Below are 16,376 nucleotides of genomic sequence, written 5' to 3'. Positions count from 1 at the left end.
GCCTCCATTGCATGAGCATATGCTGCAAGCACCGCAAAAGCGAATGCAGCAAAAAGAAAGGCGGGTTTTCACCCGCCTTTTTAAATGCTTCATTCAGATTTGGGAAGCTCTACTATAATTTCATGTTCACCATCGGTTTTTATCGGCACGCCTTCATCCGGTTTGCCCAGCTTGCGACCATTGAGCTTGACGACCCTAGTCCTGGCGCCAGCCACAACCTTCACACGATAGAGCGCTTCGCCGAAACGAAGTTCCGCTTCATAGCCATCCCATTGCGGCGGCAGCGCCGGGTCAAGATGCAGGCGATCACCATGTTTGGTAATGCCCAAAATACCTTCAGTCGCCACACGATAAAACCAGCCGGCAGAGCCCGTATACCATGTCCAGCCACCCTGTCCGCGACGCGGCTCGACCGAATAAATATCGGCTGCAATCACATAGGGTTCAACGCGGTAAATATCCGGATTGCGACCGTGATTAACCGGGCTGATCAGTGAGAACAGCTTCCAAGCTTCCGCATTTTTGCCCATGCGGGCAAGTGCCAGAATTGCCCAGGTTGCACCATGGGTATATTGACCGCCATTCTCACGGACACCCGGCGGATAGCCCTTGATATAACCCGGCTCCTGAACCGTCTTGTCGAAAGGTGGTGTGAAGAGCCGCAGCAATTCACCCTGATCGTCAAGCAGGTGCTTTTCAAGCGACTCCATTGCCTGTTGCGAACGCTTTGGATCGGCAACGCCGGACAGCACACTCCACGATTGCGCAATCGCATCGATCTGGCATTCGTCGCTGTCTTTCGAGCCAAGCGGCGAACCATTGTCAAAGAAGCCACGGCGATACCATTCGCCATCCCAGCCATCGCGATCGAGCGCTTTGGTCAGGCTTTCAAGATGCGCAGTCCATGCTTTTACACGATCATCCTTGCGCGATTGCGCAATCGGAATGAACTGACGCAATGTATAGGCGAGGAACCAGCCAAGCCACACGCTCTCACCCTCGCCCTTCACACCGACAAGGTTCATGCCGTCGTTCCAGTCACCACCAAGCATCAAGGGCAGACCGTGCTTACCCGTGCGCTTGATCGCCAGATCAAGTGCCAGAGCACAATGCTCATAGAGGCTCACGGTTTGATCGGAAATTTCCGGTTCAAAGAAGGCGTCATGTTCGCCCTCATCCAGCGCACGTCCTTTCAGGAACGCCAGTTTTTCGTCGAGGATTGCATGATCGCCAGTGGTTTGCACATAAAGCGAAGTGCCATAGCCAAGCCAGACAACATCATCGGAAATCAGCGTACGAACGCCTGCACCTGTTGCAGGCAACCACCAATGCTGGACGTCCCCTTCCGGGAACTGACGCGAAGCGGCATTAAGTATCTGTGCGCGCGCCAGTGACGGATCAATCAGCAAGAGCGACAGCGTATCCTGCAACTGGTCGCGGAAGCCGAAAGCACCGCTGGCCTGATAGAAGGCTGCACGCGCCCAGATACGGCAGGCAATTGCCTGATAGGGCAGCCAGCCATTGATCAGAAGATCAAATGCCGGATCAGGCGTCTTGACCTGTACACGATTGAACAGGCCTTCCCAATGTTTGCGCACGGCATTGAGCTTTTTATCAAAGGAAGCCTTGCGGCTTTCTGTAACCAGCGCCTTTGCCTGCTGTTGATCAACTGCATTACCAAGCAGGAACACCATTTCGCGGCTTTCGCCCGGACCAACTTCAACATCGATTGCGAGTGCTGCACAGGGATCACGCCCGGCTTCGACCGTGTTGGACAGTGCTTTGCCACCAAGCACGACTTCAGGACGATCCACCGAGCCGGTTGAGCCGATAAACTCACCACGGTCTGCCGTTACAGATTGCGGCTTTTCGGATGCTGCAAAGAAAGCTACCTGAGCGGACTTATCAGGGTGATAGGGATTGCCGGCAAAGAGTGCACCCAGTTCTTCATCCTGCGATGGCACGATGAACGGCACATTCTTCGAGCGGGCATTGCCAAGCACCCATTCCACATAGCCATAGACCCGCAGCTTGCGCCTGGAACGGCCCATATTGGTGATTTTGAGGCGTGAAAGACGAACCGGCTTTTCCGCATCGACAATATGCGTCAACTCCAGTGCCAGTTCACCATGCTGGGCGGCAAATGTGCTGTAGCCATGGCTGTGCCGTGCTTCATAGGTCACGGCCTCATCGCGCAATACATTGGCCGTTGGGGCAAAGCTGCGTCCCGTTTCGCGGTCGAGAATATAGATCGCCTCTCCCGGACGGTTGGTGACAGGATCATTGGCCCAAGGGGTGAGCTGATAATCACGGCTGTTACCCGCCCAGGTGAAAGCCGAGCCTTCTGCCGAGACATGGAAGCCAAAATTCGGATTGGCGATCACATTGATCCATGGATGCGGCGTGGTTGTGCGATTATTGATACGCACAACATAGCTGCCATCTTCAGCAAAACCACCATAGCCGTTCCAGAATCTTAGATCATCACCGGTCGGGGCAGGACGTGTGACAGGTTTTGGCCTGGCGACCAGACGGCGTTCTTCGTTGCCGCGCTCAATCGTTGCCGGCGCAAGACCCGCAGCACCAAGCCCTTGTTGCGACGCCGGTGTCTTGCCATCACTGCGAGCAGCAATATCCACGGTGAGTTCTTCACTGCGGCGAAGCTGTTCAGCCAGCGAGCCATTCTGCGCATGCATGACAATACGGGCAGAAGCAAGCAAGGTGTTGTAGCTTTCCTCGCTCATCTGATCACGACGAACAGCAAAAATATGCGGCTGATCACCACCGCGGGCACGGAAGCCCTCAATGATCCAGTCAATCGCACGCTGCGTATCCTGCGCATAGGAGAAGGCGCGTTCATTGACCGCGACCACATCCACCGTCAAGCCCTTGCTGCGCCAGTATTCCTGCGCACGCAGCACGCCACGCAACACATCGAGATCGGCTTCATTATCAATGCGCAATGCAAAGATCGGATAGTCGCCCGAGATTGACATTGGCCAGAGATTGGACTGTTTGCCAAGACCTGCCGCAATGGTTTCCGGCGGCTGGCGCATGGTCCGCTCTGGATAAAGCAGATAGGCCGCAACCTTCTGATAATCGGCTGCTTCCGCAGGCTTGATGCCGATATGATAGAGTTCTACCTGCGAGCTGGTCCATGACAGCGAATATTCACGAACAAAAGTTTCAGGATGACGATGGGTTGCAACAGCATGTTCCACCGCATCACGGCTGCCGCCTGCAAAGGTCCAGAAAACAAGGCTCACTTTCTTGTGCGCCGGAACACGGACCCGCGTGCGCACCGATGCAATCGGATCAAGCACACAACCCTGAGAGCCGGTAAAGGTCGCACCTTCATCAAAGGCGCTCGCGTCACGCAGCGAACGACCACGACCGATAAAAGCACGGCGATCGGTTTCGACTTCTGTTTCGCGGATCGAACCGGACAGGTCGGTCACGAAATGAGCGACGTGAATATCCGGGTCAGACGGCGCCCGCTTGCGGCGCTTGGCATAAATGGTCGAGCCATTATCCGCAATTTCCGTCTCCACAAACATCTTGGCGAATGCCGGATGCGCAGCATCGCTGTCACTATCCGTCAGCACCAGTTCGCAATAGGAGGTCACTTCAATGACCCGATCACGCGCAGAGGTGTTGATAATATCAAGCCTGCGGCCTTCACCATCGGACTCTGAGGACACAATCACTTCCATGACGGTCTTGATATCACCGGCAGTCTTGTAAAATTCCGCCTTGTCTTCGGTGAACACCGTCTTGGTTTCTTCGTCAGGATTGCGCACTGGCTCACCGGTTGCAGACCACCAGTAACCACTTTCCATGTCGCGCAGGAACAGGAAACTGCCTTGCAGGTCTTCCGTTGCATCGGCATGGAAACGGGTAATGTCCCAATTGTGCCAGCGGCTGTAACCCGAACCATTGGCCGTGACCATCAGCGCATATTGACCATTGGACATCATATGGGTGGTGCGCGGTGCCTTGAAAGGCACATCGATAATGCGCATTGGCGCATCGTCAAAGCCGCCTGAATCCACGCGCATCGGATTTTCCGTCTTGGCGTAGATCATCGGGATTTCGCGCGGTGCCTTTTCCTGCAACAGCAATTCTGCCGCTTCAATCACCGGATCGGAATGGAAACGCTCACGCATACGGCCTTCAAAAATCACGTTATTGACCGCGATAATCGACATGCCATGATGATGGGCATAATAGTTTTTCACAACGGCACAGGTTTCACCTTCACGAACACGCGAAGGGGTAAAATCCACCGAATCGTGGAAACCATAGCGGCCCAGCGCACCAAGCTTTGCCAGACGTTTGAGATTGGCCACTGCTGCGGCTGGCTGATATTGCGCGGCAAGCAGGCTTGCATAGGGCGCAATGACCGCATTACGCGACAGACCACGCTGAAGACCGAGATTTGGCACACCAAAATTGGAATATTGATAATTCATATGCGCATCACGCGCATTGAATGCCGCTTCCGAAATGCCCCATGGCAGGCCGCGCGAGGTCGCATAATCAATCTGACGCTGCACCACGAGCTTGTTGGTCTGGTCGAGTAATGAGCCAAGCGGTTCGGACATGACCAGCGGCGGCATAAGATATTCAAACATCGAGCCGGACCAGGAAAGCAAAGCGCCCTTCCAGCCTACCGGCACCAATAGACGCCCAAGCTTGAACCAATGCTCTACCGGCACATCACCCTTGGCAATCGCAAACAAGCTGGCAAGGCGGGCTTCGGACGCCAGAAGATCATAGCAGCTTTCATCGAGTTCATTTTCCTGAACACGGAAACCGATGGAAAGAAGGCGGCGTTCTTTACGTTCAAGAAAGCCGAACTGCATATCAAAGGCCAGTTGGCGCGAGCGCCCGGCCAGATCCTGCAAACGCTCGCGCAGCTCTTCCGTATTGTGCTCGCCAACGGAATCATCCGTATGTGCCTTGCAGGTATCGACCAGAATATTGGCCCATTCCCTGGCTTCAGCACTGAGCGGAGTTTCAATCTCGCTATCGAGTTCTTCCATCAAGCGCACAATATCTGTGGCAAAGAGTGACAGATTGATCGTGCGGAAAGATGCGGATTCCGGCTCTTCCTTGATGGTGCGCACGGCACGGCGGAAATTGGCAATCCGCTCTTCCAGACGGCGGCGCAGCGGACGCAGGATACGCCGGTCATCGGGTATCTGCGCAATGCTTTCCTCAAGAATATCATTGACGTCGAGAATACCGTCGAGATCGGCCTGAAGATAGACACTTGGTGCTTCCGCCCATTCTTCGAGCGCAGAAGAAAGGGTTACGAGATGGCCGGCAAGATTACCACTATCGACCGCAGAAACATAAAGCGGATGCATTGGCGCCAGCGTATTTGTTTCATACCAGTTGTAGAGATGGCCCTGATATTTCTCCATCTTTTCAAGCGTGGTGATGGTCTTTTGAATGCGCTCCAGCGTTTCATCAAAGCCGATCCAGCCGAAATCACGCGCCGCAATAACCGAGAGAACATAAACACCGATATTGGTTGGCGAAGTGCGCTGGGCAACAATCGGCGCCGGGTCTTCCTGAAAATTATCCGGCGGCAAATGGTTGTTTTCTTCATTTGTGAATTCGGCAAAATAACGCCATGTACGCCGCGCATAGCGGCGAAGATCCGCCTTGTCGGAGGAGAGAACTTCCAGCGTATCCTGGGGCTTGGCCGATCGACTGACAAGCCATGCAACCAGAGGAGATGCAAACCAGATCACAGCAAAAGGGGCCGCAATCAGGGCCGCATGGCTATTCGCACCAAGCGGGATGAAAATTGCAAGTGCCGCAATGACCATGGCCGGCCACATGAGCTGGAAATAATAAAGCAGCGTATCCGGCGATGATTTTGCCTGCGCTGCCGTCTTCCATTCGAGCAGATCGCGATGCGATACGAACAGACGATAGATCGTGCGCACGATTGCATCAGCCATCAGGAAGGCCGAATGAGCAATGAAGGTGGTGCGCAGCGCAACATCTGCGGTGCCAAGCGCAACATCGGTCAATACCGATTGGGCATGACCTTTGAGCGAATAATCCATATTCGATGGAATGAGATTGGTGAGAATGCCAAAAGTTGGCGCAACGAACATGCTGACAATCAGGAATACCTGCCAGACGGAAGCAACACCAACAGGCAGGATGCTCCAGCCAATCACCGACGCAATCAACCACATGATCGGATTGAGCGAACGGCGCAGATTATCAACCATCTTCCAGCGGGTAACAGCTGTGACGCCCCGGTTGGTCGAAAACAGCCAAGGCAGAAGCTGCCAGTCACCACGCGCCCAGCGATGATGGCGCGAAACGTCAACATTGTAACCGGTCGGATAGTCTTCAACGATTTCCACGTCACTGACAAGGGCCGCACGCGCATAGCCGCCCTCGAGCAGATCGTGACTGAGCAGGGTATTTTCCGGCACACGGTTTTTGAGTGCCGTTTCAAAAGCATCGATGTCGTAAAGGCCCTTGCCCGTAAAGGTGCCCTCTCCGAGCAGATCCTGATAGGTATCGGACACTGCAAAGACATAAGGATCAATGCCGCGATTGACCGAGAACACACGTTGCAGGAACGAGGCTTCATCGCCGGTGGTCAATGATGGCGTAACGCGCGGCTGCAAAATGCCATAACCGCGCACAACCCGGCCAGTCTTCTCGTCGAAAACAGGACGGTTGAGCGGATGGCTGAGTTTGCCCACAAGGTGCGTAACAGCTTCCGGCGTCAGGCGTGTATCCGCATCAAGCGTCATCACATATTTAATGTCTTTTGGAAGGCGTGCATCAGCAGGGAAAAAGCTGGTATCCTGATCGCCACGCAAAAGCAGGTTCAGCTCATGCAGCTTGCCGCGCTTGCGCTCCCAGCCCATCCAGCAGCCCTGCTTTTCATTATAAAGCCTGCGGCGATGCAGCAGGAAGAAACGCGGCTGATCATTGCCGGTATAATGCTCATTGAGCCTGGCAATTTCTTCGCGAGCATAATCATAGATTTCCATATCAGCAGGCGTGATTTCCTGCTGTGCATCTGTCCAGTCGCTGACCAGCGCAAAATAAATCTCGCCACGCGGATTGGTCAGATAATGGACTTCAAGATTGCGGATCTGCTCATCGATGGAATCACGCGTGGTGATCAGGGTCGGCACGGCAACAAGCGTGCGTGCCTCCACAGGCAAGCCTTCCTTATATTCAAACCCGATCAGACGGGTTGGCTGAACAAAGCGCGGGACAAGCGCATTGAACAGTGAATAGGAAGCGTCCATTGCCGGGAAAAGCGCAAGCAGTGTAAAGAGCATGCGCAGATCAGACGACAGGCCAGCTTTCATCATGCAGTAATGCACGATTGTCAGAATAATGATCGTGAAGATTGCAGTCGGGATGAAAAGACCCAAAAGCCCAAGCCCACGATAAAAGCGCAGGACTTTTGTACCAAAGGGCGCCTTATAGAAGCAAAGCTTCTCAAGCTCCTTGCGACCATCGCCCGAAAGATAATAGGCTATCGAGCCTTTTCCTTCGGCCTGCGTTTCATCGCTCCTGCTTTCCTCCGCAAGTCTGAGTGCTGCCCAGGTAATATCGATTTCGCTCATATCTGAAAAGCGGGCCAGCTTTTCAATCGTCACACGATAGGCATTGCGCGAACGAAAATCGAGCAGTTCGAAATCGCTGTGATCGCGCAGGATCGCATCGACCTCATTGACGGTTTCAAACCATGTTTCCCAGTCAATATCATCAATACGTTTCAGGCTGCTGATCGCATTGCCCATGGTCACGCCGCCGGTCGACTGACGGGCATGTTCCTCGACAATCGCATCCTCGGCATTGCTGCCTTCCTGCTCCAAAATCCGCTCAAGCCAGCTCGATGCGGCAGAGGTATCAGTGGAGGCACTGCGCAAACGATAGAGCAGATGCGTGGCAAAAGTGCTGTCACATGCCACCTTCGTATATTGCGCCAGAACCGTTTCCAGTTCCTGCTCGTCAGCAGCCGTCACGATGCGGTCGGCAGCGGTATTTGCGAGATTGCGCATGTCGCGGGCGCGATCAACGCGCAGCGCAAGGCGGCGCACATTTTCAATCAGAAAATAGCGCACAGCCGAAGGCAGCGCCCATAATTCACCGATCTTGAGCGGCTCGACGCTCTGGAACCCCTGCACAAGGGCGCTCAGGGATTTGAGTGAAAAATTGCTGTCCGTATGCGCCACATAAAGCCAGGCCAGCGCGAAAATGCGCGGCATGTCTTTCTGCGCGGCATAGGTTGGCAATTGGCGAATAAACTTGCGCGGCAAATCCCGACGGGTCTGCTGGACGGTCTTGTCAACCTGATAGTGGTTATCGAGCAACCACTGGGCTGCGGGTGTGATGGTTTCACCCGCACGCGATGCCGCATCTGACGAACGATAGGCATGCAGAATGAGCTTGCCATTTTCAGACAGGCGTTGATCAAATTCAAACGACTGATAGCCGGGCAGCGCCAGCTCATCCCCACGCGCGACAGAGGCTGCGAGTTCGCGCAACTCATCCTCGCTTTTATAAAGAGCGCGGATTGGAGAAGGTTGCTCGGGCGGAACCTGATCCGCAGCCTTGCGATCAACAATGGATGATTTTAACGGCGAAGAAGACAATTCCGGCATGTGCCTTAACAGCCTTTCGGGAGGAATGAGTTGAATGCGGCGAGTGAATACTATTTAGAGCTTCAATTCAGAAAAACGACAGTATTCATAATCGATTTCCTCAATGTCTGTATCATTTGACCAAAATGCGACAACAGAATGTGCTGATATTCAAATCGTTTAGATCGCAACGCACAAATCTTTCCCGATCGTAATGTTGCGTTATGAATTGTGCAGCAGCTACGACCCTAACATACTGAAAATAAAAATAATACCGCAGAGAATACAGCTTCATTGCGATACTTGCAGGCAGGCAAACCAGTATCGCCTACAAAAACATCCGCACCCCGGTCAGGATGCGGATGATATTTGAGAGATTATCTATGCTGTGAAACCGATTTATGAAGCTTCGCGGTGCAAATCTGGCTTGTTTTGCGCGTCTTCATGGCCAAAAACTTTCCAATAGCGTGGACGGAAAGCGATACGGCTTTTTTCCAGTGCCGGATGCTCGGCAGGGATTTCGATTTCAACGCGCTCACGCGAACCGCCAATTTCAAGCTCCACACGGCGCTTGCCACCAGACCGGCGGCTTGCAACAACTGTGCCAGCGATACAACCGCCGCAACCATCGAGCAGTTCAACCTCATGCGGGCGGAAGAAAAGCTGCGCTTCACCGTCAGCAACATCCTTTACATTGAGACCGATATTGCGGTCAGCAAGCCAGACTTCGCCATTTTCAATGCGCACCGGCAGCGTGCTCGATTCACCGATAAAGCCATAAACAAAGGATGAATTGGGATTATCATAGACTTCATCCGGCGTGCCGATCTGCTCAATACGCCCCTGACTCATCACCACCACGCGGTCAGCCAGTTCCAGCGCTTCATCCTGATCATGCGTCACAAACACAGTCGTATGGCCGGTCTTGTCATGAATTTCACGCAACCAGCGGCGCAATTCCTTGCGGACCTGTGCATCAAGTGCACCAAAAGGCTCATCAAGAAGCAAGACCTTTGGCTCAATCGCCATGGCACGAGCAAGGGCGACGCGCTGGCGCTGACCACCCGAAAGCTGTGATGGATAGCGGTTTTCAAGCCCTTTCAACTGCACCAGATCAAGCAATTCAAGTGCACGGCGGCGAATTTCTGCGCTTTGCGGACGGGTGCGGCCCGGGCGAACCTTGAGACCAAAACCGATATTATCGGCGACTGTCATATGGCGAAACAGCGCATAATGCTGAAAGACGAAACCGACATTACGTTCCTGTACGCTTTTTTGCGAAGCATCTTCATCGCCAAAATAAATGGCCCCTTCGGTCGGTTTTTCCAGACCAGCAATAAGGCGCAGCAAAGTGGTCTTGCCGGAACCGGAAGGCCCAAGCAAGGCAATCAACTCGGATGAGCGAATGTCCAGCGACACATTATGCAATGCCGGAAAGCGAGCAAACTCTTTACGCACGCCGGCGACACGAACTTCCATTCCAGACCCTTTCCCCTGCCGCCACGGGCCAATATATCCGGGCGGCTTATTCTCTTGTATTTAATCTAGAGCATTTCTGGATTAAGTTGAATCATTAAAAATGCTCTATCTATTTGTTTTTACGTACATCTTGTTCCGAAATTGGCTTCCCACTTTTCGGGATGTGCTCTAAATGTTAATGCCCGTTACTGCCAGCCAGTTCAGCGCCATAACGAAACTCAAGAAATGCCTTGATCGCCAAAGTGACCAGAGCCAGCAGTGCCAAAAGCGATGCCACCGCAAAGGCTGCAACAAAATTATACTCATTATAGAGAATTTCGACATGCAGCGGCATGGTGTTGGTCAGGCCACGAATATGCCCGGACACCACGGAAACCGCACCAAATTCACCCATGGCACGCGCATTACAAAGAAGCACACCGTAAAGAAGTCCCCATTTGATATTGGGCAATGTGACATAGCGGAAAGTCTGCCAGCCATTCGCACCGAGCGAAATAGCCGCCTCTTCGTCGCCGCTTCCCTGCTCCTGCATCAGCGGGATCAGTTCACGCGCCACAAAGGGAAATGTCACAAACAAGGTTGCCAGCACAATACCGGGCACAGCAAACAGAATTTGAATATTATAGCTTTCAAGCCATGGGCCGAGCAAACCATGGCTTGCAAACAGCAATACAAACACAAGGCCGGAGATAACCGGCGACACCGAAAACGGCAAATCGATCAGTGTCGTCAGAAGCGCCTTGCCCTTGAATTCAAACTTCGCAATCGCCCAGGCCGCAGCCACACCAAAAACCAGATTGACGGGCACAGAGATCGCAGCAACCAGCAAGGTCAACCGGATCGCCGCAAGCGCATCCGGCTCAACAAGGGCTGCCAGATATTCGCCGGTGCCTTTGCGAAAGGCTTCGACAAAAACTGCAATAACGGGAAGAATGAGAAAAAGTGCCAGAAATGCGAGCGCCACCCCAATCAGGATAATCCGTGTCAGCAGACTTTCGCTCACTGCACTATGCGTGGAAACATTATACGCCATAACCATACTTCTTTCTTGACCACGACTGGATCAGATTGATGAACAGCAACATGGCAAATGAAAGCGCCAGCATGACTGCGGCCAATGCGGTTGCACCGGCATAATCATATTCCTCCAACCGTATCACGATCAAAAGCGGAGCGATTTCAGACACATAAGGCGTATTGCCCGCAATGAAGATGACCGAGCCATATTCACCGACACCACGCGCAAAAGCCAGTGCGAAGCCCGTAAGAATGGCTGGCTGAAGACTTGGCAACAGCACACGCCAGATGGTTTGAAAACGCGATGCGCCAAGGGTGGCTGCCGCCTCCTCAACCTCACGGCTGATTTCCTCCATGATGGGCTGCACCGTGCGCACCACAAATGGCAGGCCGATAAAAATCAGCGCCACCACGATACCAGCGCGTGAAAAGGCTATGCGGATATCGAAAGGCTTAAGCAGGCTGCCTATCCAGCCATTGGGTGCATAGATCGACGCCAGTGCGATACCGGCAACGGCGGTGGGAAGTGCAAAGGGAATATCGACAATCGCATCGATGAGCCTGCGTCCCGGAAAGCGATAGCGAACCAGCACCCACGCAAGAATAACCCCGAAGACGACATTGACCAAAGCTGCGATGAAAGCGGTGCCAAAGCTTGTTTCAAGCGCTGCAACCGTACGCGCATCTGTGACGATTTTCCAAAAACCTGCAAAACCAACATCGGTGGAACGCAAAACAAGCGCTGCGAGCGGAATGAGAATGAGCAGAGTCAAATAGGCGACACTAAAACCGAGGGTCAGTCCAAAGCCTGGAATGACGCTCGGTTTTCTGAAATGCCACCCTGCTCTGACCGGTGCAGGGTGAGAAGACATGGTTATGTTCCCTTTTATTGGTCGTACTGACTCACTTGAATGCGCCTTACTTTGCTGGCTTATAAATCTGATCGAATGTGCCACCATCACCAAAGTGATAAGGCTGCGCCTTGGCCCATCCGCCAAAGATTGGATCATCAATTGTTACGAGCTGCAACTGCGGGAATTCACGTTTCTGGTCAGCAGGCACCACATCAGGCTTTGACGGGCGATAAAAATGCTTGGATGCCAGCGCCTGACCTTCCGGCGAATAGAGATATTCAAGATAGGCTTCAGCAACCTTGCGGGTGCCGTTATCATCGGCATTCTTGTCGACCAGCGCTACCGGTGGCTCTGCAAGGATCGATTGCGGCGGCACGACAATATCAAAAGCGTCATCACCAAATTCGGCGATAGAAAGATAGGCTTCATTTTCCCATGCCAGCAGCACATCCCCCAGCTGACGCTGGACGAAGGTGGTGGTTGAACCACGTGCACCCGTATCAAGCACCGGTACATGACGGAAAAGCTCGCCGATATATTCCTTTATCTTGGCATCATCACCGCCATATTCCTTGTCAGCCCATGCCCAGGCGGCCAGATAGTTCCAGCGCGCACCGCCTGATGTCTTGGGGTTTGGCGTAATAACCTCAACGCCATCCTTGATCAGATCACCCCAATCCTTAAGACCTTTTGGGTTGCCCTTGCGTACGAGAAAGACGATTGTGGAAGTATAAGGCGACGAATTGTCAGGCAAACGCTTGCGCCAATCCTTATCGATCTTACCCGAATGTTCCACGATAGCATTAATATCGCTTTCCAGTGCCAGGGTGACGACATCTGCTTTCACGCCATCGATGACAGAACGCGCCTGCTTGCCCGATCCGCCATGGGAGGTGCGGATGGTCACCGTCTCGCCTGTTTCATCCTTCCAGTGCTTGGCAAAAGCAGCATTATAATCCTTATAAAGCTCACGTGTCGGATCATAGGACACATTGAGCAATGTCTGGTCTGCATGACTTGCCTGAATGGTCCCGGCAAGTGCTGCGGTCGCAACAAAAGCCGCAAGCGCAATTGAAAATTTCGATGTGTTCTTCAACATAATCAGGGCCACCTCTCCACGTTTCACTCACCAAAGAGTATCAGAGGTCATTGCTTACAGGATGCTACAACGCTTCTGTTCTTTGAAACCACCTTGGAAATTCCGAGCGATCTGATGCGATTATAAGAAATAAATTTCTAACCGTCTTCTTTAATAACTGGAACAGAGGCAAGAATTATCAATGTAATGATAATGGCAATAGCGCTTTCAAATCAAAATGCTCCCTGAAAGGTGGGACCCGGACAGGATTGCGGGGGCAAATTTATTCCGGGCCCCGGCCAATCTGACGATCAGCAATTTTATAACGGCCAAGTATGGCTTCGGTTCCATTGTAAAATTGTTTATTTAAGCTTTTTGGATTTTACACGCTTAACCATGAATCGCATTTCCCATGCGAGCGCCTATAATCGCCATATTATCCCGCCATATCATGATGGGATTGTTATAAAATTCATCGAAACAGAAAGACGATCATGCAGCGCACAATTCAGAACACGATCATCGCATTTTCTGCGGCTCTCATGACAACAGCTCCAGCTCTGGCGCAAACCATCAGCCGGGACTCGGTCTTGCGAGTTGACTATATCTGCGAGCGCGGCGTGGTCGTACCGCTCACCTATATCCATGCTGGCGAAGAACCGGCTTTTGCAGTGCTGGATGCAGAAGGAAAAATGGTTGCACTGCAATGGCATGATGCCTTGAAAAAATACGTCGCAATGGATGAGCAGGATAGCTACCGCTGGGCGGAAAAAGACGGGCAGGCCATTTTAACACATCTGGAAGCCGATGATTCAGCAAAGGAAGTGACAATACTTGCAGCCTGCCGCGCGGATGATCGCGAACAGTAATATATAATCAGGGGACGAGGTAATGCCTGTCCCACTGATCAAGGGGAACTTCTTCGCCAATCTCATAATCAAATGAAGTGATTTTCATGTGATTATCATCGCTCTTGCAAACAAAGGCGAGCCTGTACCAGCGATGATGGCTGCGAAACGCTGCCCCATCAGCCTGAATGCTGTTTTTATTTATACGCGGATCAGAAAAGGCATAGGCCAGCACCTTGTCGACCGAAAATTTTCTCATCTCACGGCTGATCCGTTCCATTGCCTCGACGTCGCAACGCTGCTCAAGACGGGTTGCAGGATCAAGCTTTTTAAGCTGCGCCTTTTCAAGCGCCGTCATTGCTATGGCAGGAGCATTCAGAGCGAGCAGCATAAAGGCCAGAATGGACAACAGGAAACATAAAAAATTCGATATGGATACCCGACGGTATAGGAATTGCATTGGATTTCAAAAAACTCACTTAAAAAGACTTCAGGACGCATTCACTCAGAATGAGTGATCCTGACTGTTTATTCTTATGCAGCATGCACAAAACGACTACAGATATTAAACCACTATAGCGGTCTGAAAAGCCGATAACACATTTCCGGGCCAGCCTGTCGAGCTTCACAGAAGCATTATTGAATGAAATCCCCACAAGAATGGATATCATCCTGAATGCATCTTACGGATTGGCGGAAATCATCTTCCGAAAAATGTTCTGTTTCGTCCTGCTTCTTTTGCAGCATATAAAATCATATCGGCTCGCTCCACGGTCTGCCAGAAATCTCCGGAGCTTTCGAGCTTGGCTGCGCCAAAGCTGCACGTCACATGCTCATCTTCAGGCAAACGGGCAAATCCCCGGTCATTGACACTTTCGCGAATGGCCTCAACCAATGCAAAGGCTTCGTCTGACGGCATATCATCGAGAAAAAGGATAAATTCTTCGCCGCCGATACGTGCCGTCAGATTATGATCGCCAGAATAGGACTGAAGAATATCAGCAAATTCTTTCAGGACCGCATCACCAGTCGCATGACCATACAAATCGTTAATAACCTTGAAGTGATCAATGTCACAGGCAACGATCCAGCCAGACAGATTGCTTCGTTCGGCAAGATTTATACGTGCCTCCAGCCCCCGGCGATTGAGGAGTCCGGTCAGCGGATCGCTGTCACGTTCGCGAACAAGTTCGCTGAAACGATCAGCACCTGCGGCTGCAAAAAGCACCAGACCGGCAATCACCGAGGCGACAGCGGTTGAAAAAACCGTCCATTGCCAGAAAGGCGTAAAAGCAAAATCAACCGATGTATCATCACCGGCAACCAGATGTGCAGTTAACAGTGTACGCGGGAAAAATTGCAATGACACTAGCAGCAGCATGGCAATGATCAGCTTGTCAGCAACCGTTCCGTCGATAAGGCCGCGCAAATACCATACAAATGCAAGAATAATAAAGGCCAGGCCAAAATTGAGAACATAGATACGGCCAGACAGACTTGGATAAATATACAGAAAAACAAGTATACCACCAAGGACCAGCACAAAGCTGCTTATGCAAAACCACCGCGGCACAGACAGGCCCGAGCGGCTCAAAATTCCCTGCCCGCCAGCCAAAGCGCCCACTATATAAATTGTCGCTGTCAACAACGTATTGTGGCCATCATCAGCCGGAATATCAATAAGTTGCAGCAACATTGCCAGACCAATGCAGAAAAAGCACAGCGCACACCACAGAAGATAGCGACGCAATTTATCAACGGCCCAAACGATAGCAAAGGCCATTGAAAACAGAACCAGAACGGCTGGCAGAACGTAAAGCATATAACTATTATCTTATTACAACTATTGCGGAGTCTTATCGCCTTCTTCAATTAAAAATACAATTGCGTAAATGAGAACAAAAACCTGTTTGAAATACAGCAGCCATACAGGCTTCACAGAGATTGCCATGTGAAATGCTCTTGATTTCGCGAATGAGACCGTGCTTGAAACAGCCCAAGATAAATTGACAATACAGCCGTAGATGTCCTGTGGCAGAAGGAACAGATATGAAACCCGTTTTCCTGCAACTGCAATGCGCCCCCGGTAAAACCTATGAGGTGGCAGACACGCTTTATCAGCGCGAAATTGTTTCAGAGCTTTATTCAACAAGCGGCGAATATGATCTTCTTGCCAAAATCTATGTCAAAGAAGGCGATGATATTGGCAAATTCATCAACGAAAACGTGCTCAATATTCCCAATATCGTGCGCTCGCTGACCACTCTGACATTTACAGCTTTCTGAACAAATCGAGATTCCAGTAGATTTCAGCACATGCTGACAAGGGCTTTGAGAAATTTCATTACGTTTGAAGCCTTAAATCTTTTGCATTATATCAATAATGTGCTAGATTGGTCCTGTCGGCATCTCCAATTACTGCTGAGTACACTATCCTCAGGATCAGGACCGGTGCACG

Annotated in this window: 9 protein-coding genes; 2 read left to right on the top strand and 7 right to left on the bottom strand. The window is 51.8% G+C overall.

What is annotated here, in order from left to right:
- Positions 1–89: 89 nt before the first annotated feature.
- From FHY56_RS09235 to FHY56_RS09215, 5 genes are all read right to left on the bottom strand, one after another.
- Positions 90–8,663: a glycoside hydrolase family 94 protein gene (locus FHY56_RS09235; RefSeq protein WP_140904872.1), complete on the bottom strand. Its 8,574-nt coding sequence runs from the start codon at positions 8,661–8,663 to the stop codon at positions 90–92.
- A gap of 378 nt (positions 8,664–9,041) precedes the next feature.
- Positions 9,042–10,121, bottom strand: coding sequence for a sulfate/molybdate ABC transporter ATP-binding protein (locus FHY56_RS09230; protein ID WP_140904871.1), 1,080 nt, complete (start codon positions 10,119–10,121; stop codon positions 9,042–9,044).
- A gap of 175 nt (positions 10,122–10,296) precedes the next feature.
- Positions 10,297–11,154 carry a sulfate ABC transporter permease subunit CysW gene (gene cysW / locus FHY56_RS09225; protein ID WP_407920996.1) on the bottom strand — a complete coding sequence of 286 codons (858 nt, stop codon included), beginning with the start codon at positions 11,152–11,154 and terminating at the stop codon, positions 10,297–10,299.
- Positions 11,144–12,010, bottom strand: a complete 867-nt coding sequence (cysT, locus tag FHY56_RS09220) for a sulfate ABC transporter permease subunit CysT (RefSeq protein ID WP_140904869.1) — start codon at positions 12,008–12,010, stop codon at positions 11,144–11,146. The genes cysW and cysT overlap by 11 nt, the downstream gene beginning before the upstream one ends.
- Positions 12,011–12,056: 46 nt before the next feature.
- On the bottom strand, positions 12,057–13,091 hold the full coding sequence (locus FHY56_RS09215) for a sulfate ABC transporter substrate-binding protein (RefSeq protein ID WP_140904868.1): 1,035 nt from the start codon (positions 13,089–13,091) through the stop codon (positions 12,057–12,059).
- Positions 13,092–13,564: 473 nt separating this feature from the next.
- Here FHY56_RS09215 and FHY56_RS09210 point away from each other — a divergent pair, with 473 nt between their 5' ends.
- Entirely contained in the window at positions 13,565–13,939 is a 375-nt protein-coding gene (locus tag FHY56_RS09210; protein ID WP_328595373.1) for a lysozyme inhibitor, read from the top strand.
- A gap of 7 nt (positions 13,940–13,946) precedes the next feature.
- On the opposite strand, the gene FHY56_RS09205 is transcribed toward FHY56_RS09210, so the two are convergent.
- Positions 13,947–14,309 carry a DUF930 domain-containing protein gene (locus tag FHY56_RS09205; RefSeq protein ID WP_140905031.1) on the bottom strand — a complete coding sequence of 121 codons (363 nt, stop codon included), beginning with the start codon at positions 14,307–14,309 and terminating at the stop codon, positions 13,947–13,949.
- A 309-nt stretch (positions 14,310–14,618) separates the two neighbouring features.
- The gene (locus FHY56_RS09200) at positions 14,619–15,740 is read right to left on the bottom strand and encodes a GGDEF domain-containing protein (protein WP_140904867.1); all 1,122 of its coding nucleotides are present in this window, start codon (positions 15,738–15,740) and stop codon (positions 14,619–14,621) included.
- Positions 15,741–15,967: 227 nt separating this feature from the next.
- Between FHY56_RS09200 and FHY56_RS09195 the strand changes: the two genes are divergently transcribed.
- Positions 15,968–16,204 (top strand): Lrp/AsnC ligand binding domain-containing protein, encoded by a 237-nt coding sequence (locus FHY56_RS09195; RefSeq protein WP_140904866.1) that lies wholly within the window; start codon positions 15,968–15,970, stop codon positions 16,202–16,204.
- Positions 16,205–16,376 lie beyond the last annotated feature (172 nt).

This window comes from Brucella gallinifaecis (assembly GCF_006476605.1).
Taxonomy (GTDB): Bacteria; Pseudomonadota; Alphaproteobacteria; order Rhizobiales; family Rhizobiaceae; genus Brucella; species Brucella gallinifaecis.
The sequence above is the reverse complement of the archived record's forward strand: the minus strand, read 5'-3'. Positions and strand labels throughout refer to the sequence as shown.

Coding starts and splice junctions, on each gene's coding strand:
- FHY56_RS09235 (WP_140904872.1), bottom strand. CDS start 8,663: ATGCCGGAATTGTCTTCTTCGCCGTTAAAATCATCCATTGTTGATCGC.
- FHY56_RS09230 (WP_140904871.1), bottom strand. CDS start 10,121: ATGGAAGTTCGTGTCGCCGGCGTGCGTAAAGAGTTTGCTCGCTTTCCG.
- cysW (WP_407920996.1), bottom strand. CDS start 11,154: ATGGCGTATAATGTTTCCACGCATAGTGCAGTGAGCGAAAGTCTGCTG.
- cysT (WP_140904869.1), bottom strand. CDS start 12,010: ATGTCTTCTCACCCTGCACCGGTCAGAGCAGGGTGGCATTTCAGAAAA.
- FHY56_RS09215 (WP_140904868.1), bottom strand. CDS start 13,091: ATGTTGAAGAACACATCGAAATTTTCAATTGCGCTTGCGGCTTTTGTT.
- FHY56_RS09210 (WP_328595373.1), top strand. CDS start 13,565: ATGCAGCGCACAATTCAGAACACGATCATCGCATTTTCTGCGGCTCTC.
- FHY56_RS09205 (WP_140905031.1), bottom strand. CDS start 14,309: ATGCTGCTCGCTCTGAATGCTCCTGCCATAGCAATGACGGCGCTTGAA.
- FHY56_RS09200 (WP_140904867.1), bottom strand. CDS start 15,740: ATGCTTTACGTTCTGCCAGCCGTTCTGGTTCTGTTTTCAATGGCCTTT.
- FHY56_RS09195 (WP_140904866.1), top strand. CDS start 15,968: ATGAAACCCGTTTTCCTGCAACTGCAATGCGCCCCCGGTAAAACCTAT.